19 protein-coding genes are annotated in these 25,354 nt (G+C 46.6%); 6 read left to right on the top strand and 13 right to left on the bottom strand.

The annotated features are described in order from the left end of the window. Nucleotides 1–154 precede the first annotated feature (154 nt). On the bottom strand, nucleotides 155–829 hold the full coding sequence (locus I6E38_RS10165; protein ID WP_235393890.1) for a YiaD family glycine zipper/OmpA-like lipoprotein: 675 nt from the start codon (nucleotides 827–829) through the stop codon (nucleotides 155–157). Between the two features lie 202 nt (nucleotides 830–1,031). On the opposite strand from I6E38_RS10165, the gene proS reads away from it, so the two are divergent. After that, nucleotides 1,032–2,513, top strand: a complete 1,482-nt coding sequence (gene proS / locus I6E38_RS10160; protein WP_235393889.1) for a proline--tRNA ligase — start codon at nucleotides 1,032–1,034, stop codon at nucleotides 2,511–2,513. Between the two features lie 115 nt (nucleotides 2,514–2,628). Next, entirely contained in the window at nucleotides 2,629–4,326 is a 1,698-nt protein-coding gene (locus I6E38_RS10155) for a putative transporter (RefSeq protein WP_235393888.1), read from the top strand. A gap of 108 nt (nucleotides 4,327–4,434) precedes the next feature. On the opposite strand, the gene I6E38_RS10150 is transcribed toward I6E38_RS10155, so the two are convergent. The 6 genes from I6E38_RS10150 to I6E38_RS10125 form a co-directional block, all read right to left on the bottom strand. Continuing rightward, nucleotides 4,435–4,593, bottom strand: coding sequence for a hypothetical protein (locus I6E38_RS10150; protein ID WP_235393887.1), 159 nt, complete (start codon nucleotides 4,591–4,593; stop codon nucleotides 4,435–4,437). Between the two features lie 10 nt (nucleotides 4,594–4,603). Beyond that, entirely contained in the window at nucleotides 4,604–6,814 is a 2,211-nt protein-coding gene (locus I6E38_RS10145; RefSeq protein ID WP_235393886.1) for a GH92 family glycosyl hydrolase, read from the bottom strand. 100 nt (nucleotides 6,815–6,914) lie between these two features. Then, nucleotides 6,915–8,666: a phospho-sugar mutase gene (locus tag I6E38_RS10140; RefSeq protein WP_235393885.1), complete on the bottom strand. Its 1,752-nt coding sequence runs from the start codon at nucleotides 8,664–8,666 to the stop codon at nucleotides 6,915–6,917. A gap of 111 nt (nucleotides 8,667–8,777) precedes the next feature. After that, nucleotides 8,778–9,935, bottom strand: a complete 1,158-nt coding sequence (locus I6E38_RS10135) for a hypothetical protein (protein ID WP_235393884.1) — start codon at nucleotides 9,933–9,935, stop codon at nucleotides 8,778–8,780. Nucleotides 9,936–10,003: 68 nt separating this feature from the next. Beyond that, complete coding sequence (locus I6E38_RS10130; RefSeq protein ID WP_235393883.1) at nucleotides 10,004–10,711, bottom strand: glycoside hydrolase family 25 protein; 708 nt, start codon at nucleotides 10,709–10,711, stop codon at nucleotides 10,004–10,006. Nucleotides 10,712–10,901: 190 nt separating this feature from the next. Further along, on the bottom strand, nucleotides 10,902–13,061 hold the full coding sequence (locus tag I6E38_RS10125; RefSeq protein WP_235393882.1) for an elongation factor G: 2,160 nt from the start codon (nucleotides 13,059–13,061) through the stop codon (nucleotides 10,902–10,904). A gap of 199 nt (nucleotides 13,062–13,260) precedes the next feature. On the opposite strand from I6E38_RS10125, the gene hemW reads away from it, so the two are divergent. Then, entirely contained in the window at nucleotides 13,261–14,397 is a 1,137-nt protein-coding gene (gene hemW, locus I6E38_RS10120) for a radical SAM family heme chaperone HemW (protein ID WP_235393881.1), read from the top strand. A gap of 57 nt (nucleotides 14,398–14,454) precedes the next feature. On the opposite strand, the gene I6E38_RS10115 is transcribed toward hemW, so the two are convergent. From I6E38_RS10115 to I6E38_RS10090, 6 genes are all read right to left on the bottom strand, one after another. Further along, a complete protein-coding gene (locus I6E38_RS10115; RefSeq protein WP_235393880.1) occupies nucleotides 14,455–15,078 on the bottom strand; it encodes a tetratricopeptide repeat protein in 624 nt (207 codons plus the stop codon). Between the two features lie 55 nt (nucleotides 15,079–15,133). Continuing rightward, a complete protein-coding gene (gene leuB, locus I6E38_RS10110; RefSeq protein WP_235393879.1) occupies nucleotides 15,134–16,195 on the bottom strand; it encodes a 3-isopropylmalate dehydrogenase in 1,062 nt (353 codons plus the stop codon). Between the two features lie 24 nt (nucleotides 16,196–16,219). After that, nucleotides 16,220–17,770, bottom strand: a complete 1,551-nt coding sequence (locus I6E38_RS10105) for an alpha-isopropylmalate synthase regulatory domain-containing protein (RefSeq protein ID WP_235393878.1) — start codon at nucleotides 17,768–17,770, stop codon at nucleotides 16,220–16,222. Continuing rightward, nucleotides 17,752–18,339 (bottom strand): 3-isopropylmalate dehydratase small subunit, encoded by a 588-nt coding sequence (gene leuD / locus I6E38_RS10100; protein WP_235393877.1) that lies wholly within the window; start codon nucleotides 18,337–18,339, stop codon nucleotides 17,752–17,754. The genes I6E38_RS10105 and leuD overlap by 19 nt, the downstream gene beginning before the upstream one ends. A 27-nt stretch (nucleotides 18,340–18,366) precedes the next feature. Next, nucleotides 18,367–19,764 (bottom strand): 3-isopropylmalate dehydratase large subunit, encoded by a 1,398-nt coding sequence (gene leuC / locus I6E38_RS10095; RefSeq protein WP_235393876.1) that lies wholly within the window; start codon nucleotides 19,762–19,764, stop codon nucleotides 18,367–18,369. A gap of 66 nt (nucleotides 19,765–19,830) precedes the next feature. Then, on the bottom strand, nucleotides 19,831–21,333 hold the full coding sequence (locus I6E38_RS10090) for a 2-isopropylmalate synthase (protein WP_235393875.1): 1,503 nt from the start codon (nucleotides 21,331–21,333) through the stop codon (nucleotides 19,831–19,833). A 1,091-nt stretch (nucleotides 21,334–22,424) separates the two neighbouring features. Between I6E38_RS10090 and I6E38_RS10085 the strand changes: the two genes are divergently transcribed. The 3 genes from I6E38_RS10085 to nspC all read left to right on the top strand — a co-directional run bounded on the left by I6E38_RS10085 (nucleotide 22,425) and on the right by nspC (nucleotide 25,170). Next, complete coding sequence (locus I6E38_RS10085; RefSeq protein ID WP_235393874.1) at nucleotides 22,425–22,952, top strand: 30S ribosomal protein S16; 528 nt, start codon at nucleotides 22,425–22,427, stop codon at nucleotides 22,950–22,952. A gap of 185 nt (nucleotides 22,953–23,137) precedes the next feature. Next, entirely contained in the window at nucleotides 23,138–23,983 is an 846-nt protein-coding gene (locus tag I6E38_RS10080; protein ID WP_235393873.1) for a Cof-type HAD-IIB family hydrolase, read from the top strand. A gap of 17 nt (nucleotides 23,984–24,000) precedes the next feature. Next, on the top strand, nucleotides 24,001–25,170 hold the full coding sequence (gene nspC, locus I6E38_RS10075) for a carboxynorspermidine decarboxylase (RefSeq protein ID WP_235393872.1): 1,170 nt from the start codon (nucleotides 24,001–24,003) through the stop codon (nucleotides 25,168–25,170). The last annotated feature ends 184 nt before the right edge of the window (nucleotides 25,171–25,354 follow it).

The raw sequence follows: 25,354 nt of genomic DNA, 5'->3' as shown, positions 1-25,354 counted from the left end.
CTGAAAGCTGCTACTAACGACTCATAAATCTACCCTTAATCGTGTATTGGATGATAGTTGCGGATTTTAGGATATATACATATACACACAACAATCGTCTGAGTGAAGTATAATCTTACACACAGACGATTGTCTATCAGTTATTTACAGCAAATTACTTAAGTGTTCCCGCATTGGCAGCATCTACCATAGCCTGACTTGCATAGAGATAAACCTCTACACGACGGTTCTGAGTACGTCCTGCCTGAGTTGAATTATCTGCAACTGGCTCTGAACTACCCTTACCTGCTATGTTCTTGAACTGTGATGTAGAAACTCCACAACTCTGCAGATAATTTGCTACACTTTGTGCACGTCTGTTGCTAAGAGGAATATTAATACCGTCGTTACCAGTACTATCGGTATGACCATAGATATCAACCGAAAGTAAGTTATTCTCTTTCAGAGTATTAGAGAACTTAGCTAAAGCGCTCTTAGAAGAAGCGTTGAGGTCAGCCTTGTTAGTTGCGAAAAGAATACCTGAATCGAATGTTACCTTAACGGCCTCAAGGCCATTGCTGTCAGTAACCTTCTCTACCTTGGCGTTCTCTATCTGTTTGGCCTGCTCTGCCACCTTGTCCATATGACGACCGATCAAAGCTCCGGTACCTGCACCTACTGCACCACCAATTGCCGCACCAACAGCAGTATTGCCAGCAAGTTTACCGATAATACCACCAATGATGGCACCACCGCCGGCACCAATAAGCGAACCTGTACCCTGTTTTGTGTTGCAACTTACTACAGCAAGCATACCCATTGCTATTGTTGCTCCTTTTAACTTGTTCATTTTCTTCTATATTTAGTGTTAAAAATATGAATTATGCGCCACACGACGCATTTTATAATTGCAAAGATAGTTGTTTTTTCGATAGTGTGGCAATATTACAACATTTTTTTGTATTTTTGCACTGCAAATTATGATTTGAATTAATCAATACAATAAGAATTGAATTAATAGAATTAGAAATTAAAATTATATCACACAAACAATGGCAAAAGAATTAAAACATCTGACAAAACGCTCAGAGAACTACAGCCAGTGGTACAACGACATCGTTGCCAAGGCTGACCTCGCAGAGCAGTCAGCCGTACGCGGATGTATGGTCATCAAGCCCTACGGCTACGCTATTTGGGAGAAAATGCAGCATCAGCTCGACCTCATGTTCAAGGAAACCGGAGCACAAAATGCATATTTCCCATTGCTTATCCCAAAATCTTTCTTCAGCCGTGAGGCAGAGCACGTGGAGGGTTTCGCAAAGGAATGCGCCGTAGTGACTCACTATCGTCTGCGTGTCAACGATGACAAGACCGGTATTGAGGTAGATCCGAGCGCTAAGCTTGAGGAAGAACTCATCGTTCGCCCAACATCCGAGACCATCATTTGGAACACATACAAGAACTGGATACACTCTTACCGCGACCTTCCATTGATGTGCAACCAATGGTGCAACGTTATGCGTTGGGAGATGCGTACACGTCCATTCTTGCGCACATCAGAATTTCTCTGGCAGGAAGGCCACACAGCTCACGCTACACGCGAAGAAGCTGAGGCAGAAGCACAGAAGATGCTGCATGTTTACGCAGACTTCGCAGAGAAGTGGATGGCAGTACCAGTAGTTCAGGGCGTAAAGAGCGAGACCGAACGTTTCGCAGGAGCCTTGAACACCTATACCATTGAGGCTATGATGCAGGACGGTAAGGCTCTTCAGAGTGGTACTTCACACTTCCTTGGACAGAACTTTGCCAAGGCATTTGATGTAACATTCCTCAACAAGGAAAACAAACCTGAATATGTATGGGCTACTTCATGGGGTGTTTCTACACGACTCATCGGAGCTCTTATCATGACTCACTCTGACGACAACGGACTTGTATTACCTCCGAAACTCGCCCCGATACAGGTGGTTATCATCCCCGTCACAAAGAATGCCGAGCAGCTTAACGCCGTAACAGAGAAGCTCACACCTATCATCAACGAACTGCGTTCTAATGGTGTCAGCGTGAAGTATGACGATGCCGAAAACAAGCGTCCGGGCTTCAAGTTTGCTGATTACGAGTTGAAAGGTGTACCTGTACGTCTCGTGCTCGGTGCACGCGACCTTGAGGAAGGAACTATCGAAGTTATGCGCCGCGACACTCTTGAGAAGGAGTCACGTCCTATTGAAGGAATTGCCGAATATGTTGAGAAACTGCTCGACGACATTCAGAACAACATCTTCAAGAAGGCTCTCGACTATCGCAACGCACATATCTACGAGTGCGACAACTACGAGGAGTTCAAGGAGCGCGTCAAGGATGGCGGATTCTTCCTCTGCCACTGGGACGGCACAGCCGAGACCGAGGCCAAGATCAAAGAAGACACACAGGCAACAATACGCTGCGTGCCGTTCATGTTCGAACAAACACCAGGCGTGGATATGGTATCGGGCAAGCCCGCTACACAGCGCGTCATCATAGCTCGCAGCTATTAATTTACGCATAAAATGAGAGGCTATGGTCTCGAACTCCATAGCCTCTCATTAATAATGTTGCCTAAGAAAAAACAGAGAAATTATTAATATACTAATTTAAACATCACTCAAAACAATGGATTGGATAATCAACTTATTCACAAACACCGAGTCCATTGCCCACATCGCCCTACTCTATGCCGTGGTAATTGCCGTTGGTATTCTGTTGGGAAAAATTAAGATTGGCGGCATCTCACTCGGAGTGACGTTTGTGCTCTTTGCCGGTATCGTGGCAGGACACATTGGGTTTACTGGTCCGACCAACATCTTGAGCTTTATTCAGGACTTCGGACTTATTCTGTTCGTGTTCTGCATTGGTCTTCAGGTTGGTCCGGGCTTCTTTGAGAGTTTCAGAAAGGGCGGCGTTACGCTCAACTTGCTCTCTACAACACTTGTACTGCTGAACGTCGGCGTAATGTTCGCATGCTACTACATCTTCTTCGACACCAACGACAAGACCAACTTGCCAATGATGGTGGGCACTCTTTATGGTGCCGTGACCAACACCCCGGGTCTTGGTGCTGCCAATGAGGCTCTCGAATCAGTATGGAAGGCTGTAGACGGTGCTGCACCTCAGATTGCAGCCGGTTATGCCTGTGCTTACCCGCTTGGCGTACTCGGTATCATCGGAGCTACAATTGCCGTACGCTTCATCACACGTACTAAGCTCGAAGAGGAAGAAGAAGAACTCAAAGAAGAAGCAGGCGACAACGCTCACACCAAGCCTTTACAGATGCACCTTAAGGTAGACAATACCTATCTTGCAGGACGCACAGTTAAGCAGATCAACGAGTTCCTGAACCGCGATGTTGTTTTCTCACGTCTTCTGCATGATGGCAATGTGTCTATACCAAGTTCACGAGACGTATTCCACATGGGCGACGAGGTACTCGTAGTATGTGCTGCTGTTGACGCCGAGGCCATTCAGGCTTTCATCGGTCCCGAGATAGAAAAGCCTTGGGAGGAAGACCAGAGCGACCAGCCGCTTATATCTAAGCGTATCGTCATCACCAACCCGTCAATGAACGGCAAGGAACTTGGCAAGATGCACTTCTCAAGCGTATATGGTGTGACTGTGACACGTATCTCACGTCAGGGTATGGACCTCTTCGCATCGCGCAACTACCGTTTCCAGGTAGGCGATAAGATTCTTGTAGTTGGTCCTACAGACAATGTCAACCGCATTGCCGACCTTATGGGCAACTCTGTGAAGCGTCTTGACACTCCTAACATCGCTACTATCTTCATCGGCATCATCATAGGTATTCTCTTCGGAAGCATTCCTTTCGCTATCCCCGGTATGCCAGTTCCTTTGAAGCTCGGTATTGCAGGCGGTCCGCTTATTATCGCCATCCTCATCGGTCGTTTCGGCCATCGTATGAAGCTCAACACCTATACCACAACATCTGCCAACATGATGCTCCGCGAGATGGGTCTTGTGCTCTTCCTTGCCAGCGTAGGCGTTAAAGCGGGCGCTCACTTCTGGGACACAGTAGTAGAAGGCGACGGCTTGATGTATGTGTTCACAGGCTTCCTCATCACTATCATACCTATTCTTATAATCGGTACGATAGCCAGACTGAAGTTCAAGTTCAACTACTTCACCATTATGGGTATGCTTGCCGGTACTTGCACCGATCCTCCAGCATTGGCTTACGCTAACTCAATCTGCTCACGTGAGGCTCCTGCCATAGGCTACTCTACAGTATATCCGTTGTCTATGTTCTTGCGTATCTTTACAGCCCAGCTCATCGTGCTGTTCTGCTGCGGATAAAAAACAAGACAAATAAAACTCAAAGAGGGATGTGTAACTATTTTGACACATCCCTCTTTTTATTTAAACTGCAAAGTATATTATATATAAGCTCCAGTATCAATTAAGTTATAGTTCCGAAGCAGCCGTCTTAGTAGACATGCCATAAGCCAAGGCCTCGAGTTCTTCTATACTCATGTGCTCTATCACATCTACAATTTTCTTTATCAACTCTTCGCGCTTATACTCATCGTCGCTACCAAGTCTTTTCTTCCAAAAGTCATTCATACACTACTTTTTATTTCATAATGAACTTCAGTTTACCGCCTCTTACAATGTCTTTATGGGTAATATAAGTTGTCTTCAATCGACGTCCATTAAGTTCTACATCCTTAACCTTATATCCGTCGGGAGTCTTGCCCACAGCCTCAATCACAAAGGTCTTGCCATTGTCAAGATGCAACGTAACACGGTTGAAGAGTGGCGTACCCATCTCATACTCGCAGCTTATCGGATTCATAGGATAAAAACCCATAGCAGAGAATACATACCATGCCGACGTCTGTCCGCAATCTTCGTTGCCGCACAAGCCAGCCGGAGAGTCATTATATAGTTTTGTGAGAATCTCGTGTATATAGCGCTGAGTCTTCTCCGGTTGTCCAATCTTGTTGAAGATGTAGGCTGCATGATGACTTGGTTCGTTACCGTGGGCATACTGACCTATCATACCCGTACTGAAGAGAGGCAGTTCGGCATTGGCAGCAGGAGTATACGTGAACAGGCTGTCGAGTTTGTCGGCAAAGCGTTGCTTTCCTACAAGAGCCTCAAGTCCCTTTATATCGTGCTGAACCGACCACATATAGTGCCATCCATTCGACTCACATATGTGCGACGTATAATCATCGGGCGAATAGTTGGGCTGGAAGTTGCCTTTAGAGTCACGGGGCTGCATAAATGTAGAACCCGGACAATATACATTACTATAGTTTTGAGCACGCTTTGTAAACGTCTTATTAATGTCATTCTTGCCCAAATGCTTTGCAAGGGCAGCAATACAAGCATCATCGTAAGCGTATTCCAAAGTGCGCGACAACGACCAATCGTCACCCAACGTAGGCTCCTTCACATCGTAAGGCACATATCCAAGACGCTTGTACAACCCTATTCCACGGTAGTCGTCAAGGTTGGCAGTCTTGACACACTCGGCAAGAGCTTCACCTGCATTAATACCAGGAACACCCTTCAATACCGCCTCTGCGATGACCGAAGCAGCATGATAGCCTATCATCATGTCCGTCTCCGATGCCCACATATTCCAAACCGGCAATCGTCCGTTCTCCTTGCTAAAGGCAACAAGCGAGTTGACCATATCGCCGGCACGCTTCGGGTCTACAATAGCATACAGAGGATGGGCTGCACGATAAGTGTCCCACAACGAACAGGTCTCATAATTATTCCATCCGCTCGCATGGTGTATCTTACGGTCGGCTCCCATATATGTTCCGTCAACGTCGTTGAACAATGTAGGAGCAATCATGGCGTGGTAGAGAGCTGTGTAAAATGTGGTCTGCTGTGCTGGCGTACCGCCTTCTACCTCTATCTTGCCCAATTCACGGTTCCATTGCTTCTCAACCTGATTGCGATAATAATCGAAGTCATCGTTCGGAGCCTCTGCTGCAAGGTTCTTTGAAGCACCCTCCTGTCCTGTTGCCGACAATGCTGTGACAAATGTCAGTTGCGACGGTCCTTCAGTAGCAAACAATATACGTGCCACGTAACCATAGCCCGTCACATGTCCATCTTCAGTCTTCAGCTCGGTTCTTTCTAGTTGGATATTCTCTATAGGTTGCGAGAAACGTGTGCGGAACCAGACACGCTGATTACGTGCCCAACCGTCAGAAAAGCGATAACCCTCAATAGTACGCTTGTCTATTTGCGTTATCTTGGTGTCTTTGGTAGCGTCCCAGTTCATCGCCTTCGTAAGATTAAGGATAACCATACGTTGGCGCCCGTTCTCTGGAAACGTGTAACGCTGAACTCCACATCTAGGTGTTGCTGTTAGTTCTACATTAATATCATAGTCGGTGAGACGGACCTGATAATATCCGGCATGTGCAGTCTCATCATTATGACTGAACTTGGAATGAATGCCGAGTGGAGCGGGCGCATCATTAAGGGGCAACGTTACGGGTAAGAAAGAAATGTCATACAAATCGCCGGCACCCGTTCCCGAAAGATGCGTATGCGAGAATCCGGCAATGGTGCTGTCCGGATAGAAATAGCCTGCAATACGGTCCCATCCGGGCAATCCGTTGTCAGGACTGAGCTGTACCATTCCAAAAGGAGCCTGTGCGCCAGGATATGTATTGCCAGTATAATCGGTACCAATAAGCGTGTTTACCTTCGTAGCATAATTCAGCTTCGATGCATTGTCAGCTGTTGCCGTACTGACAGCCGTATGAGCCAGGCCAAATGCTATCGCTGCGGTAATGAAGAGTGTATTGTTCATCTATTTTCCTAAAAACCAAAAGGGAGACTAAGGCCAAAATACTTTTAGCCGAAGTCTCCCACATTATTTTATCTAATTATCTTATTTGAGCAAAGACCGATTAGTCGAGGTTAAGGCTCTTCTTGATAGCCTCAATCTTCTCCTCAGCAGCCTTCGTGCAACGCTGATAGCATCCGGCACACTTGAACGAAGGATCCTTCACCTCAATATAGAACTTAATCTTAGGCTCAGTACCTGATGGGCGAACGCTCACCTTAGTACCGTCTGTGCAGAACCACTGCAGTACGTTGCTTGTAGTAGGCATATCAAGCTTCTCTACCGAACCGTCCTCACGTGTAGCTGTCAAGGTCTGATAATCCTTCCAGAGGCAGATCTTGCTACCACCGAGCTCCTTAGGAGGATTAGCACGGAAGTCAGCCATCATCTGCTTGATTTCGTCAGCACCAGTCTTGCCCGGACGTACTACGTTAACGGTGAACTCCTTAGAGAATCCATAGTCAGCATAAATCTGCATGAGCAGGTCGTAAAGAGTCTTGCCCTGGTCCTTAGCCCAAGCTGCAATCTCGCAGATAAGGCAGATAGAAGCAGGAGCATCCTTATCACGAACCTTGTCATAAGGCAAGAAGCCGAAGCTCTCCTCACCGCCACCGATATACTGCTGCTTACCCTCTGAGATAGCAATCTCACGTGCAATCCACTTGAAGCCTGTGTAGCAGTCGCGCAGTTCTACGTTGTTCTTCTTTGCAATCTCAGCAATTACCTCAGTTGTAACGATTGTCTTAACGAGGAAGTCTGTAGGCTTGAGTTTGCCAAGCTTCTTCTTGTTCTCGATGATGTAGTAGCAGAACATCATAGCAGTCTGGTTACCGTTGATGATAACCCACTCGCCCTTGTCGTCACGACATACAATAGCAAGACGGTCGGCATCAGGGTCGGTAGCTACCACGAGGTCTGCATTAAGCTTTGTGCCAAGCTTCATACCGAGAGTCATAGCCTCAGCATTCTCTGGGTTAGGCGAAACAACTGTCGGGAAGTTGCCATCGATTACCATCTGCTCAGGTACAACGTTGATGTTCTGGAATCCCCAAGAACGCAAGCAGAGCGGTACTATAACACGACCTGTTCCGTGCATAGGAGTATAAACGATGTTCAAATCCTTCTGACGGTTGATAACGTCCTGATCAATCATAGCCGAGTGAACAGCCTCCATATAGTCGTAGTCCATCTCGCCACCGATAATCTTGATGTTATCCCAGTTAGCCTCAAACTTAACGTCGTCGATACCTACCTTGTTCACCTCATCGATGATGCCGGTATCGTGCGGAGCAAGCACCTGAGCGCCGTCACTCCAGTAAGCCTTGTAGCCATTGTATTCCTTAGGATTGTGCGATGCTGTAACATTCACACCTGCCTTAGCTCCCAACTCACGTATAGCGAATGAAATCTCAGGTGTCGGACGAAGGCTCTCAAACAAGTAAGCCTTGATGCCGTTGGCAGAGAAGATAGCTGCTACAGTCTCGGCAAAGAGACGTGAATTGTTGCGGCAGTCATGACCTACAACAACAGAGAGGTTTTCCTCACCAGGGAAAGCCTTGAGGATATAGTTGGCAAAGCCCTGTGTAGCCATACCTACTATATACTTATTCATACGGTTGGTACCGACACCCATTGTGCCGCGCAAACCGCCTGTTCCAAATTCCAGATTCTGATAGAATGCATCAATAAGGGCTGACTTGTCTTCTGAATCCAACATAGCCTGTACCTCTTTACGGGTGTCCTCGTCGAATGCCGGCGTAAGCCACTGCTTGGCTCTCGCCTCACACTGGGTTATTAGTTCCTGGTTATTTTCCATAATAAATTTATATGTTAACGTTTAAAATTAATTCACTTTAGGTCAACGACAAAGTTAACTATAAAAAATGAATTGTCAGCATATTTGCAGCGATTTTTTCGCTGCAAATATTTATTCAAGTATCTTTACCATATTAAATTCTGAAATCAGTCCTTCGGGACTAACTTTAGCATTTACACGATATTGTGTGTCTTCAATACTTCCGTCATCATGGGTTACAACCTGCTTGACAGAGAATTTCACGGTATATTCGATTTTCTGACTTCCTACATCTTTTTTGCTGATATTATAATCGTCCATCGACTGCCACTTCATTGAGCTTACACCGCTCTTATATATCTTGTGCAAGAAAGTGACAACATCACTGCGCGTAGCATTGCTCTTTCCGAGGAATTGTGTCATCAACGGACTTGTTGAACTCATAAGAGCTTCCTCGTCACGAGCATTCAGACTTTGGAAGAAGCCATTGAATACACTGCTTACCAACAGTTTGTCCTCCGGTTGCACCGTCGTTGAATTGAGATTCTTTATTGCTTCATTAGCATCCTCAATATAATCTCCATCAGGATGACTCTCTATGTAAGTTTCTAAAGCCTCTACACTACCTGCTGTATTTGCAACCGACCAATCAATAGAATCAATCATATGCTGAGCAACATTCTTAAAAGGCGAATTAGGATGTTCTGCAATGTAACGCTCGATGGCGCTCTTCGACCCGCTCACTACGGCGTTAGTCCAGTCGCGATCAACGGCTTTAAGCATATCAAGATGCGACTGTATTGAGTCAACATGTTCTTGAGGAGCATTTGGATACATTGTAAGATAGTTCTGTAAGACGTCTGCATCCTGACTCGACATAGCCATCTCATAAGCCTGCTGCTCCTTGTCCGACTGGGCATTATGATAGAAAGCATAGCATATTCCACATACTACCAATGCCGCAACCACTACCACCATTATTACAATACGGTTGTTTTTATGTGCATTGGCAGGTTTGTTTTGCTCTGATGTCGGTTCCGATTTCTGCTCAGAGTCTTGCTCAAAAGTCTGCACTACAGCTTGAGCAGCTTCCTGCCCCAATGTCTGACCTGCCACCTTTTCACCAGTAACATGGTGGCATTGCGGACACTCTGCCTGATTAGAGAAATACACTTTACCACATACTGGACACGTCACCACATGACCTGCAATAGGAGCCCCGCAACAGGGACATACTGGAGCCTTATCACTTATGTCGTGATTGCACTCCGGACATTTTATTATTGCCATTATACGATAGTTGAATTTGATTTATCACGTTATAGTTGAATGATTTAGCTTTACGGCAAGTCCGCTTGTCAATGATGTCGGTATCGGATTTCGCGCAACCCGTGGCGTCCCATAAAGCGGCTTTTGTCTACATATCCGCGTATGCCGTCGATATGACCCTTACCAGTATACTGCCACAGCATATAGTCGTTGCCGTCGTTCAGCACAGGCTCGTTCGAAGAATACTGGGCTATCATAAGCTTATAACTGTTCATGAGTCCCGACATATATTTATTATAGAAGTTGGTACCGGTATAAACCAATGGTTTCTGATGATAAGCTTCCTCCACCATTGTCAGAAAAGTCATCAACGAATCGCGGAAAGCATCGTTAGACAGTCCTTGTTTTGTCTCAACATCAATCATAGGTATCAAGTCCTGCTGCGACGGACGACATTGAGCCATAAAGTTCTCAAGCTGTAGCTTAAGCGGTGTTTTAGGACGGAAGAAATGATAGGAACCTACTTTCAGTCCATATTTATGCGCCAGTTTTATATTCTGTTCGTACTTATCGTCAATACGGTCGCCACCTTCTGTTGCTTTAAGATACACATAGGCCATCTTTGAATTATCACCTATTGCCTCCCAAAACACTTCGCCTTGATAATGGCTTAAATCTATTCCGTGAACATGCGAACACGTATCTTCACACTGTACATTATGATCTTGAGCAGAAACGCTAACCCAACCCAACAAGCAGACCAACGTTATTATGTATTTGCAAATATTTATATTCATAATTGCAAAGTTACAGGAAAAAGAAGACAACACAAAGAAATTAAATTATTTTAAATTGCGCTTTCACATTACAATACAAAAAGAGTAAGACTGTTGTCAATGCTCAAACGTCGATAAACAGCCTTACCCTTTATATTATACTAATTCGTGATTCTTTATATTATGGAATACTCCATATAATTCTCTCTCGTTATTCTTCATCAGCAGTCTCAGCAGCGTGCTCATCAATAAGCTTCTGCTGCAGATCGTTCGGTACAAGCTCGTAACTTGCGAACTTTGTGGTGAACGAAGCACGTCCGCCTGTGAGGCTGCTCAATGAGATAGAATAGTTGCTCAGTTCCTTCAATGGAATCTTAGCCTGAAGCTTCTGGTATCCAGCCTCGCTATCCATACCCATAATAAGAGCTCTGCGTCCCTGCAGGTCGCTCATTACATCGCCCATATAATCGGCCGGTACATATACCTCGAGGTCGTAGATAGGCTCAAGAATCTTCGGACCTGCCTCCTTAAACGCAGCAGAGAAAGCATTGCGTGCAGCAAGCATGAACGACAATTCGTTAGAATCCACCGGGTGCATCTTGCCGTCGTATACGATCACTCTCACGTCGCGTGCATAACTGCCTGTAAGAGGTCCGTGCTCCATACGGTCCATGATGCCCTTCAATATTGCAGGCATGAAGCGTGCGTCAATGGCACCACCTACAACCGAGTTGATAAACACGAGCTTACCACCCCATTCCAAACTTACTTCCTCACGACCCTTGATGTTGATCTTGAATTCCTGACCGTTAATCTTGTAAGATGTAGGATCGGGCATTCCTTCAGCATACGGCTCAATGATAAGGTGTACCTCACCGAACTGACCAGCACCACCCGACTGCTTCTTGTGTCGATACTCGGCACGTGCCATCTTAGTGATGGTCTCACGATAAGGAATGCGAGTAGGCTCAAACTTAACGTTCAGCTTCTCGTTGTTCTCAAGACGCCACTTCAATGTGCGGAGATGGAACTCACCTTGTCCGCGAACAATAGTCTGACGCAATTCCTTGCTTTGCTCAACGAGCCATGTCGGGTCTTCCTGATGCATACGCAGAAGCGCAGCCATAAGTTTTTCTGTATCGGCGGTATTCTCAGCCTTGATTGCACGTGAGAATTTGGGGTTAGGATACTTGATGAAGTCAAACTTCCACTCGCAATCCTTACCATTGAGGGTGTTTCCTGTCTTAACGTCTTTCAACTTAACTGTGCAACCAATATCACCGGCAACGAGCTCGTCTACAGGAATACGGTTTGCGCCAGCACATACATATATCTGTCCGATACGTTCTTTCGATCCGCGGTCAGCATTAGTCAAGTCATCGCCTGCCTTAATCTTACCGCTCATCACTTTGAAGTAGCTTACTTCGCCGATATGCGGTTCCAGACCGGTCTTGAAGAAGTAAACAGATTCCGGGCCATTGGTATCAGGGGTGATTTCCTCGCCTCGTGTATTGTGTAATTTCGGCATTTCGCTAACAAACGGAACTACATTGCCAAGGAATTCCATCAGTCGGCGAACGCCCATATCCTTGCCCGCGCATACACAGAATACGGGGAAGATTGAACGTGTTACAAGTCCCTTGCGGATACCCTCACGAAGTTCATCTTCAGAGAGAGCTTCTTCCTCAAAGAATTTCTCCATAAGAGTCTCGTCGTTCTCGGCAGCTGCCTCCACAAGAGTCTTGTGAAGCTCCATAGCTTTCTCCATCTCACTTTCTGGAATGTCTACGATTGTAGGCATACCGCCTTCCGGACCCCATGTATACATCTTCATAAGAAGCACGTCAACGATGGCTCCAAAATTGCTGCCTGTACTAACCGGATACTGAATCTGTACGCACTTTGAGCCATAGATGGCCTTCATATTGTTGATGATGTTGTCAAAGTCGCACTTGTCCGAATCGAGTTGATTGACAAGGAAGATTACTGGCTTATGCAATTTCTCTGTATATCGGAAATTGTTCTGTGTGCCAACCTCCGGACCATACTGTCCGTTAATAAGAATAACAGCCTGATCGGTAACGTTCAAAGCTGTAATTGCTCCACCAATGAAGTCGTCAGAACCCGGGCAGTCAATAATATTAAGCTTTTTGTTGTTCCACTCTACATGGAAAACTGTCGGGAATACAGAATAACCATATTCATGCTCAACTGGGAAGTAGTCACTTACCGTGTTCTTTGCCTCCACTGTACCACGGCGTTTGATGATACCACTACCGAAAATCATAGACTCGGCAAGAGTGGTCTTGCCGCTACCCGCACTGCCTAAAAGGGCAATGTTCTTGATTTCATTTGTTTGATAGACCCTCATATCTTCAGGTTTTAAATGGTTAATGTAAATTGTTCATGGCGGACAAACTTGGGGCGGGGTTTATCCGACTACTAAGTTATAAAAATAAGAATAGAAACCAAAAGAAAAACAAGAAAAGAGATGTTTTTTTTTCACTTATTAGTACTTTTGCATTCTCTTAAGACACAATGTCACCTTTTACACATTATTATATAGGCAAATGAAAACAGGAATATACATCCACATACCCTTTTGCAAGAGCCGTTGTATATACTGCGGTTTCTACAGCTCCACTTTATTCGGATTGCAGCACGATTATGCAGCGGCTTTAATCAAAGAGATGCACATGCGTCGCTCTGAATTCAATGAATTGGGTAGTATTGGCAGCTCGAATGCGGTCGACACGATATATATTGGGGGAGGGACACCTTCCACTCTCCCACTTTCAGACATTCAAGAAATTCTCAATACCGTGTCAGAATGTTTCCCAGGCAATCCGCGTGAAGTGACCATCGAAGTCAATCCCGATGACATAACGCCTGAGTTTGTCGACCGGTTGCTCTCAATCGGTATCAATCGTATAAGCATGGGCATTCAGACTTTCAACGACTCGCGATTGCAGTTTCTACATCGTCGCCACACATCATCGCAAGCCATTGATGCCGTTAGGATTATAAAAGATGCTGGAATTGAGAATATAAGTATTGACCTCATGTTCGGATTTCCCAACCAGACGCTTGACGAATGGGCTACTGACGTACAAACAGCCGTCAATCTTGCGCCAACCCACATTTCTGCCTACAGCCTTATGTACGAGGAGGGTACGACGCTGTATCGTATGATGAGTGAAGGCAAAATTACCCAGATTGACGACGAAACGTCGTTGGCGATGTATAAGTATCTTATGGACACGCTCAAATCTGCCGGCTATGAGCATTACGAGATCAGCAATTTTGCAAAGCCCGGTTATCGCTCTGTACATAACAGCAGTTACTGGCATAATGTGCCATATCTTGGTATCGGTGCTTCAGCCCACTCCTACAACATAGGTACACGCAGCTGGAATGTTGCCGACATATGTCAATACATTAGCTCTATCAACAACGGCATACTTCCTTCTGAGAGCGAGACAATTGACGAGACCACCCACTACAACGACCTTGTCACTACCGCCCTGCGAACATCAGACGGTATGAATCTCGACTCAATCAGCCCCACATTCCGACAGTATGCCCTGCAATGTGCCGACATTCACATCAAAAACGGATTGCTAAAGCATACCGACAATCGTCTGCAACTGACATGTGAGGGATTGTTTGTCAGCGATATGATTATGAGCGACTTGATTAAAATTTAACATAAAACGACAAGGCATCACCAACTTGCATTTGTTGGTGATGCCTCGTCGTTTTTTTTATTTACACTTTCTATACCATTCAATAAGGTTGGCTCTTGGAACTCCAAGTTTTACCATTTCGTCCAGATCTTCACGTGCCTCCTTTTTGCGTTTCATCAATATACGCACATTGGCACGATTGAGCCTGAAGTCGGTATTGAGCGGTTTCAGTTCTATTGCCTTGCTATAATCGTACTCGGCAGGACCGTACATCTTGCGCTCCACTTCCATTCCGCCACGTGCGGCATACGCCACAGCGCTGTCGGGATGCTGAGTCACCAATAGGTTTATCATGTCCAAAGCCTCAGTATAGTGACTGTCTTTCTGATTAAGCAAAGCCAATCCGAGTGTGGCCTCAAAGTTGCCCGGCACAAGACTCAACAGATGCTCGTAGTCAAGACGGGCAAACTTGTAGCGTTTCTGCTGTTCGTTGACAAAGGCGCGATAGAACAGAGCAGCCAGATTGTTCGGATCACGTCGCAAGACATAATCGTACTCATCACGGGCATACTGCCATTCCTCAAGCTGCACGTTCCACGATGCTTTCCTCAAACGCAAGTTTAAGGAATCGGGATGGAACGACAATGCCTCAGAAGCTGCCGACAAACTGTCGCGAAGCTGCTGCCTTGTCTGTGCAAACATAGTGTTTGCATTAAGCGCCATTAATGCCAGAACAAGTATTAAGGTCTTCATAAAGTTAAGCTTTAGCTATATAGTCGGCAATCCACTGACCTACCTCAGCCGTACCGTACTGTGCGCCACCCTCAACCTGAATCTCAGGAGTACGTACGTTGGCATCGAGCGAAGCGTCAACAGCCTTACGTACAAGCGCACCTTCCTCATTCAGTCCGAAATGTTCAAGAAGCATGGCTGCCGAAAGAATCTGTGCTACTGGGTTGGCAAGGTTCTTGCCTGCGGCCTGCGGCCATGAACCGTGTACCGGCTCAAACAATGGAGTGTGCTCGCCAAGCGAACTTGAAGGCTGCAATCCCATTGAACCTGTGATGCAAGAAGTCTCGTCGGTAAGAATGTCGCCAAATGTATTCTCTGTAACGATAACGTCAAAGAAAGTAGGTTCGGTAAGCACGCGCATTGAGGCGTTGTCGATAAACATATAGTCGGTGTTCACCTCAGGATACTGCGGTTCCATCTCCTTGGCAATCTGGCGCCACAGACGTGACGAAGCCAGAACGTTGGCCTTGTCAACAACAGTAAGGTGCTTGTTGCGCTTCATGGCAAACTCGAATGCAACCTTAAGGATGCGCTCTATCTCCGGACGGGTGTAGATGTCGGTATCGTATGCCTTGTCATTGTCCTGATACTTCTCGCCGAAATACATACCGCCAGTAAGCTCACGTATTACAACAAAGTCGGCACCCTTGAGCAATTCGTCCTTAAGGGGCGACTTATGCAGAAGGCAGTCGAAAGTAGCAACCGGACGCACATTGGCAAACAATCCGAGCTTCTTGCGCATAGCTAGAAGGCCCTGTTCGGGGCGCACCTTGGCAGTAGGATCGTTGTCGAAACGTGGATCGCCTACAGCTGCAAAGAGCACAGCATCGGCATTCAGACATGTCTGGAAAGTGTCTTCAGGGAAGGGGTCGCCCACTTCGTCAATGGCATGAGCGCCACAAATGGCTTCCTTAAAACAGAACTCATGGCCAAACTTTTCAGCCACAACCTTCATTACCTTCACACCTTCGGTCATAATCTCGGGTCCGATACCGTCGCCGGGAAGTACAGCTATTGATAATTTCATATCCTTTGTTTTTTATTATATTGTTTATTTTGATTCTGAGTCTTGCAGTTGTTCCTGCTCCACGATGTTAAGCATCTTGATTGTAGCCTTGATTGCAGCTTCGGTCTGGTCGGCATCGAGTCCACGTGTACGCAGTATCTTCTCGCCGCTACGCCATGTTATGACAGTCTGCACGAGTGCGTCTGTGCGTCCGCCAGGCGGTATGGACACGGCATAATTCTCAAGTGTTGGGAATGTGCGTCCAAGACGTTCGCGGTATATCTTGCGCATAGCCTTCACGAAAGCGTCATACTGTCCGTCGCCAAGAGCGTTGTCCTCATACTGCTTGCCGTCAATCTCAACCTTAACAGTTGCCATAGGACGCAGTCCGTAGGCAAGCGACACCATATAGCTCACAAGCTTTATCTTGTCTTCGGGAGCCGAATGCTTCAGCACGTCGCTCACGATGAATGGCAAGTCTTCCTGAGTTACAATCTCCTTACGGTCGCCCAGTTCGGTAATGCGTTGCGTCACACGACGTGTCTGTTCGGGAGTGAGCTCCAGTCCGAGCAGTTCCAGGTTCTTTGCGATGTTTGCCCTACCGCTATTCTTACCAAGTGCATACTCGCGCTTACGTCCGAAACGTTCAGGCACAAGATTGTTGCAGTAAAGGTTGTCTTTATTGTCGCCATCGGCATGAACGCCAGCCACTTGCGTAAACACATTTTCGCCTACGATAGGTTGGTTGGGGGCAATGGCAATACCAGAATATCCCTCTACCAGTCGGCTTATTTCGCCCAATCGGTCTTCACGGATACTAGTTTCAATACCGAGCTGGTCTTTAAGTATAGCCTGCACACTTGCAAGCGGGGCATTTCCACAACGCTCACCCAGTCCGTTCACCGTGACATGCAGACCGCTTGCGCCACTCACCACAGCAACCAACGAATTGGCTACGGCAAGGTCGTAGTCGTTATGTGCATGGAATTCGAAGTTGGTGTTGGGATAGCGCTCCACCATCTGGCCGAAATACTTCGTCACCTCCATAGGGTTGAGTATGCCCAATGTATCGGGAAGAAGGAAACGCTTGATTCCGCTCTCCACAAGGGCGTCCATCATCTTGAACACATAGTCGGGCGAATCCTTCATGCCACTACTCCAATCCTCAAGATACAGATTTACAGCCATACCCTTCTGCATGGCAAGAGTGAGCGACTCGTATATTCCGTCGATATGCTCTTCGGGAGTCTTCTTGAGCTGATGCGTACAATGCTTGAGCGAACCCTTTGCAAGCAGGTTTATAACCTTGCATCCGCATTCGTCAATCCAGTCTATTGACTTGCCACCATCGACAAAGCCCAACACTTCTACCCTATTCAGTTTGCCCACACTCTCGGCATAGCGGCAGATCATGCGCACAGCCTCCTTCTCACCCTCAGAGACACGTGCTGAAGCCACTTCTATACGATTCACATTGACATCACCAAGAAGCATTCGCGCCACCATGAGTTTCTCATGAGGAAGGAATGACACTCCGCTGGTCTGCTCGCCATCGCGGAGTGTACAGTCCATTATTTCTATTGTTCTTGCTCCCATGACTCTACCTTATCACGGTTCTGTACAAGGAAGTCTACGTCGTCTAGTCCGTTTTCAAGGCAATGCTTCTTGTATCCGTTTATCTCAAAATGCTCGCTCTTGCCTGTAGCGAGGTTTGTCACGGTCTGATTGGGCAGGTCTACCTTCACCTCTGTCTTGTGGTCCTTGTCGATGCTGGCAAAGAGTTCCTTAAGGAATTCCTCGCTCACCACTACCGGCAGCACAAGATTATTGAGCTCGTTGTTCTTGTGGATGTCGGCAAAGAACGAGCTGATGACCACACGGAATCCCGCTCCGGCGATAGCCCAAGCTGCATGCTCGCGCGAAGAGCCCGAACCGAAGTTCTTGCCTGCTACGAGTATCACTCCGCTATACGACGGATCGTTCATAACGAAGTCGGGTTTAGGAGTACCGTCGGCATTATATCGCCAGTCACGGAATAGGTTGTCGCCCATACCTTCCTTGTCGATAGCCTTAAGGAAGCGGGCTGGTATTATCTGGTCGGTATCCACATTCTCAAGTGGAAGTGGGATGCATGTGGAGGTTATAACGTTGAATTTCTGTTTCATAATTCTTTAAACATTAATCATTAAACATTAGAACATGAGTTCTCTCGGGTCTGTTACCACTCCCGTAACTGCTGCTGCAGCTGCTACCAGAGGCGAAGCAAGGATGGTACGTGAGCCCGGTCCCTGACGACCCTCAAAGTTACGGTTGGATGTCGATACCGAATACTTGCCTGCTGGTATCTTGTCATCGTTCATGGCAAGACATGCCGAGCAGCCCGGCTGGCGAATCTCGAAACCAGCTTCGGTAAGGACCTTGTCCAATCCCTCCTCTCTTATCTGTTTGTCTACGAGCCATGAGCCCGGCACAAGCCATGCCGTAACGCCCTCGGCCTTATGGCGTCCCTTCACGATAGAGGCAAATGCACGGAAGTCTTCAATACGTCCGTTGGTGCAGGCACCGAGGAATACATAGTCAATCTTATGACCGAGAAGCTTCTCGCCCGGCTCAAATCCCATGTATGCAAGCGACTTCTTGAACGAAGCCTGACCAGCCTTGTCTATCTCATCGAGTGTCGGGATGGTCTCTGTAATACCGATACCCATACCAGGATTGGTGCCGTAAGTGATGCGCGGCTCTATGTCAGCAGCATCAAACACGAGTTCCTTGTCGAACACGGCATCGTCGCCACTCTTCAGAGTCTTCCAGTAAGCCACGGCCTTGTCCCATGCCTCGCCCTTAGGAGCATATTCGCGACCCTTGATATATTCGAATGTTGTCTCGTCGGGAGCAACAAATCCGCCACGCGCACCCATCTCGATAGAGAGGTTGCAGAGTGTGAGTCGGCCCTCCATAGACATGTCGCGCACTACGTCGCCAGCATATTCAACGAAATATCCGGTAGCGCCCGAAGTGGTGAGTCGGCTCATCAGATAGAGAGCTACATCCTTAGGCGTAACACCCTTAGCCAACTTTCCGTTGACGCTTATACGCATCGACTTCGGCTTGGTCTGCAGAATGCATTGTGAAGCCATAACCATCTCTACCTCAGAAGTTCCGATACCGAAAGCTACAGCACCCATAGCGCCATGGGTAGATGTGTGCGAGTCGCCACACACGATTGTCATACCGGGCAGAGAGAGACCCTTCTCCGGTCCTACTACGTGGATGATACCGTTATCCTTAGAGTTCATGGCGAAGTGTGTCACGCCGAAATCAGCAGCATTCTTAGCCAATGTGTCCACCTGACGCTTTGACACGGGGTCTTCGATAGGCTTGTCCTGGTCGTGTGTAGGAGTATTATGGTCGGGCATGCAGAATATGTGGTCGGGACGGAACATCTTGAGTCCGCGGGCACGCATGCCGGCAAAGGCTTGAGGCGAAGTCACCTCGTGGCAGTAAAGACGGTCTATATACAATTGTGTAGGGCCGTCCTTGACTGTCTGCACAACATGCTTATCCCAGATTTTGTCGAATAATGTGTTCATTATAATATGTTTATATTGTTAATGTTATTGCTTGTTTGTATTGATTGTGTGGACGATTGGGGGGCTTTATTTCACACGAAACTTGTTGATACAATCGATGTAAGCCTCTACCGAAGCCGTAACGATGTCGGTATTGGCTCCGAATCCGTAGTACACGCTTCCGTCGTACTCCACCTGCATGTGTACCTTGCCCACGTCGTCCGATCCCTTCGAGATGGCCTGGATCGTAAACTCCTTCAGGGTCATCTGCTTCTGAATGATCTTCTTGAGAGCCTTGATGGCAGCATCTACCGGACCGTTGCCCGTTGAAGCCTCTTCAAACTTCTGTCCTGAGATGTCGAGTCCGATGCTTGCCACACTCTTAACCCCCATGCCTGTAGTAACCTGCAGGAAGTCGAGCTTCACGGCGTGCGAAGCCTTGGCATCGGCACCTGCCAGCATGAGTATGTCGTCGTCGTTGACCTCCTTCTTGCGGTCGGCAAGCTTGAGGAACTGCTGGTAGATAGCGTCTATCTTCGACTCGTCGTCTATCTTCACGCCCAGCACTCCAAGGCGATACTTCAAGGCGGCTCTGCCCGAACGTGCTGTCAGCACTATGCTGCCGCTGTCCAGACCTACATCCTTCGGGTCGATAATCTCGTATGTGCTCACATTCTTCAGCACTCCGTCCTGGTGGATGCCACTACTGTGGGCGAACGCGTTACGACCCACAATGGCCTTGTTAGGCTGAACGGGCATGTTCATCAGGCTCGAAACCATGCGGCTTGTGGGACAAATCTTGGTGGTGTTGATATTGGTATCGATATTGATGCCGTTGTGACACTTCAGAATCATGGCAATCTCTTCGAGCGAAGTGTTGCCCGCACGCTCACCGATACCATTGATTGTCACCTCTACCTGACGCGCTCCGTTCAGCACTCCGCTAAGCGTATTGGCTGTGGCAAGACCCAAGTCGTTGTGGCAATGGGTTGAGAGTATGGCCTTGTCGATGTTGTCCACATGCTCTACCAGATACTTTATCTTGGCTCCATACTCATCGGGCAGACAGTAGCCCGTAGTGTCGGGAATGTTGATGACGGTAGCGCCAGCCTTGATGACAGCCTCAACCACACGTGCCAGATACTCGTTGTCGGTACGTCCGGCATCCTCGGCATAGAACTCTACGTCCTCTACATATCGCTTGGCATAGGCCACGGCACGAACTGCACGCTCTATTATCTCCTCACGATTTGAGTGAAACTTATACTTAATGTGCGAATCTGACGTACCTATACCGGTATGGATGCGTCCACGCTTGGCATACTTCAGAGCCTCGGCAGCACAATCTATGTCCTTCTCTACAGCACGTGTCAGAGCACAGATAGTGGGCCATGTCACAGCCTTTGAAATCTCAATGACCGAATTGAAGTCGCCAGGACTTGAAATAGGGAATCCTGCCTCAATCACGTCTACGCCCAATTGCTCAAGCTGCTTTGCCACTTGTATCTTCTCAACGGTATTCAACTGGCATCCTGGCACCTGCTCGCCATCGCGGAGCGTAGTGTCAAAAATATACAATCTTTCACTCATCCTTATATGTATTTTTACGTTATTACTTAAACCGAAAAAACCTTTCACACTACCTTGTAGGGGTTAGTGAGAAAGGTTTTTCTTTTCATCTGCTCATAAGAGAGAATGTATTGTTTGCGGCAACCTATTAGCATACACTACCCCGTTCGACATTGTCCCAAAGTCGAATTCGAATAATAATGCTAATAATGTTGTACGACAAATTCATATTTATAATATATTTATGGTGATACGTCTTATTTCGGTTACAAAGGTAAGAAAATATCGGTAGCTCACAAATAATTTATCACTTTTTTTATCGTATTTATTGCATTTTGTTAGAATATGACATTTTCCCACTACTTTACACCTTATTATATAATAGAGTATTTGTCATTTGTATCACGTTCAAACCAGAATCAGTTAAAAATATGGTTCTTCAGACATTTGGAGAGATACTTGATATTTGCTTTTTGAATCGAATAGATTGACACGATTACAACGCGCCACTAAAACAATATTTGCATTTCTAACCGCTCAAAACTGCGAGCTGAACGCACGAGGAAATCTTTGGTGCTAAAATCTCGAGTTTTGAGCAGTTCTGTTTATACCACTGATATTCAATCAGTTGCGCCAACAACAGCATTATGACGTAAATTGTTGTAACTTAAAAATGCTCAATATGACTTCAAATGGAGTACTTTTACCCACCATTTAAGGCTTCTTTGCAATGCAATAGTTGTCCTTTTGCCATTCAAAAGGGCTACAGTTGAAAGATAAAAAAGGCATAAATGAAGAATAATGTGATGACGGTCATTAGAAAACAACACAAAAACGCCTCTTCAAATCTCTAGAATCGATTTTTATTTTGTAACACTTTTTTACTACATATACAATATTTGCATCTAAAAAACGACATAGAAAAGCCAGGCTAATTATAAGAAAAAACTGACGATATGAACAAGCAAGCACTTAGCTTTGGTTAATATTAATTAATAACGACAATAAAGTAAGGGCGAAGTGGCTTGGTTACAATAAAAAAAGAGTAACTTTGCACCCGCTATTACGAGATAGTAGCATAAATTCAAACCAACAAAACAATAATTTAAAAAATGGCAACAAAAATCAGATTGCAGCGCGGCGGTCGTAAAGGCTACGCTTTCTATCGTATCGTTATCGCTGATTCAAGAGCACCACGTGATGGTAAGTTTACTGAGAAGATTGGTACATACAACCCTAACACCAATCCTGCTACTGTAGATTTGGATTTTGACCGTGCCCTCTACTGGGTAGAGTGTGGCGCACAGCCCACAGCTACAACTCACAACATCCTTAAGGGTGAAGGCGTTTATCTTATGAAGCACCTCCGTGGTGGCGTTAAGAAGGGTGCTTTTGATGAGGCTACTGCTCAGAAGAAGTTCGACGCATGGAAGGCTGACAAGCAGAAGGGTCTTGATACCGTTCGCGAGAGCGAGGCCAAGGCTAAGGCTGAGGCTGCCGCTAAGGAGCTTGAGGCTGAGAAGAAGGTAAACGAGGCTATTGCCAAGAAGGTAGCTGAGAAGAAGGCTGCTGAGGCTGCCGCTAAGGCTGAGGCTGCTGCTAACGCTGAGGCTACAGAGGAGACTCCGGCAGAGGCTTAATTACCAGTCAAAACGAAAAGCCACGATCCGTAAAAAGGTCGGAAAACATAAATCCCAGGAACAACAGTTCTTGGGATTTATTGTTTTATCAGGCTTTGGTTTTCACCATGTACAACTACACCTTATTATATATAGTACACCTTATTATATATAAGATACACTTTGCATTTCACAATACATAATTTATGACAACAACAGAAGCACAACACTCACGTCTACCCTACCGCGCTATAGCTCTCGACCTTGACGGCACTCTGACCAACAACGCCAAGGAAGTGACTCCAATCACACGCGAAACTCTACTGAAGGCACAAGCCGACGGAGCACATATCATATTAGCTTCGGGCAGACCCACATACGGCATCATTCCCGTAGCCGACTGTCTGGGACTGGAAGAGACGGGCGGATACATACTGGCATACAACGGAGGAAAAATAGTTGACTGCAAGACTATGGAAGAACTCTACTCCAACTTCCTTCCCGCAGAGGTAATACCAATGTTGCACCAATATGCAAGAAGCAAAGGCTACGCTCTGCTGGGCTATGCAGGCAACGAAATCGTAACCGAAATGCCCGACGACCAATACGTGAAGGAGGAGTCGCGCATCAACCGTATGAATATAAGAAAGGTGGAATGCCTGACTGACCATCTTGAAGCACACCCCACAAAGCTTCTCATGACGGGCGACCCAGCTGTAATGGTTGAAGCAGAAAAGGAACTGACAGAACTCGTAGGCAACTATATCGACGTGTTCCGCTCGGCTCCTTTCTTTATAGAACTTGTACCGAAGGGAATAGACAAAGCCCAGTCGCTCGTCCGTCTGCTTACACAACTTGAGCTGACCCCGAAAGACATGATTGCCTTCGGAGACGGATACAACGACCTTTCGATGCTGAAGCTGGCTGGTATTGGTGTGGCTATGGCTAATGCCGCACCCGAAGTGAGAGCCGAAGCCGACTATGTGACATTGTCAAACGAGGAGGACGGAGTGGCTGCTGCCATAGAGAAGTTCTGCTATGTCAAAGGATAACAAACTGAAAAAAGCAAATGAAAGTAGACACAATAACATATAAGGAGATCAATCGCCCTATGTACATCCTGGAAGAGGAGCGCCTGCGTCGCAACCTTTCCATCATTAGCGATGTGGCAAAACGTGCCGACGTAGAAATCATTCTGGCATTTAAGGCCTATGCTTTGTGGAAGACGTTCCCCATATTCAAGGAATACATCAAGTCGACTACAGCAAGCTCGTTGGGCGAAGCAAGACTCGCCGTGGACAAGTTCGGCAAGAAGGCACATACATTCTCGCCTGCCTATACCGACTATGAGATTGACGAAATAGCACAATGCTCAAGTCATCTGACGTTCAACTCGCTCTCGCAATACGAGCGTCTGCACAATAGAGCCAAGAATGCAAACGAAGAAATAAGCTTCGGATTGCGCATCAATCCCGAATATTCGGAAATAGAAACCGACATATACAATCCTTGTGCAGCCGGTACACGATTCGGCATAAGTGCCGACAAGATGCCCGAGACTCTGCCTTCGGACATAGACGGATTCCATTGCCATTGCCATTGCGAGAACGGATCGGACGTGTTCGAACGCACTTTGAAGCATATTGAGGAGAAATTCTCGAGATGGTTCAAGCAGATAAAATGGATAAACTTCGGTGGCGGACACCTTATGACACGCAAAGACTACGACATAGAACTGCTCGTAAACATACTGAAGGAATTTCACAATCGCTATCCATGGCTCAAGATTATCATGGAACCAGGAAGTGCATTCGGTTGGCAAACCGGTCCGCTGGTAGCCCAAGTGATAGACATTGTAGAAGACAAAGGCATAAAAACAGCAATTCTGAACGTTAGTTTCTCATGCCACATGCCCGATTGTCTTGAAATGCCATACCATCCTGCAGTAAGAGGAGCCAGAACTATTGAGGAAAATCCAGACTATAGCAAGCCATATACTTATCGTCTGGGAGCTAACAGTTGTCTGTCGGGCGACTTTATGTCGGCCTGGGAATTCGACCATGAACTCGAAATCGGCGAAAATATCATCTTCGAGGACATGAATCACTACACAACAGTAAAGACAACTATGTTCAACGGCATCTCTCATCCGGCACTCGCTTTTGTGCATTCGGGCACAAATGAGCTGGAAATCACCCGTGAATTCGGTCCAAAAGACTACATTTCACGTATGAATTAAAGAAAAATGCACTTTTTCTTGAAATTTCTTGCCAAAACTTTTGGAGTTTCAAGAAAAAGTGCTACCTTTGCAACCGCTTTCAAGAACGAAGCAATCTGAAAGAAATAACAGATGCGGCAATAGCTCAGTTGGTAGAGCACAACCTTGCCAAGGTTGGGGTCGCGAGTTCAAGTCTCGTTTGCCG

Source organism: Leyella stercorea (assembly GCF_021531355.1).
Taxonomy (GTDB): domain Bacteria; phylum Bacteroidota; class Bacteroidia; order Bacteroidales; family Bacteroidaceae; genus Prevotella.
This window is presented reverse-complemented; position numbering and strand designations above follow the sequence as displayed.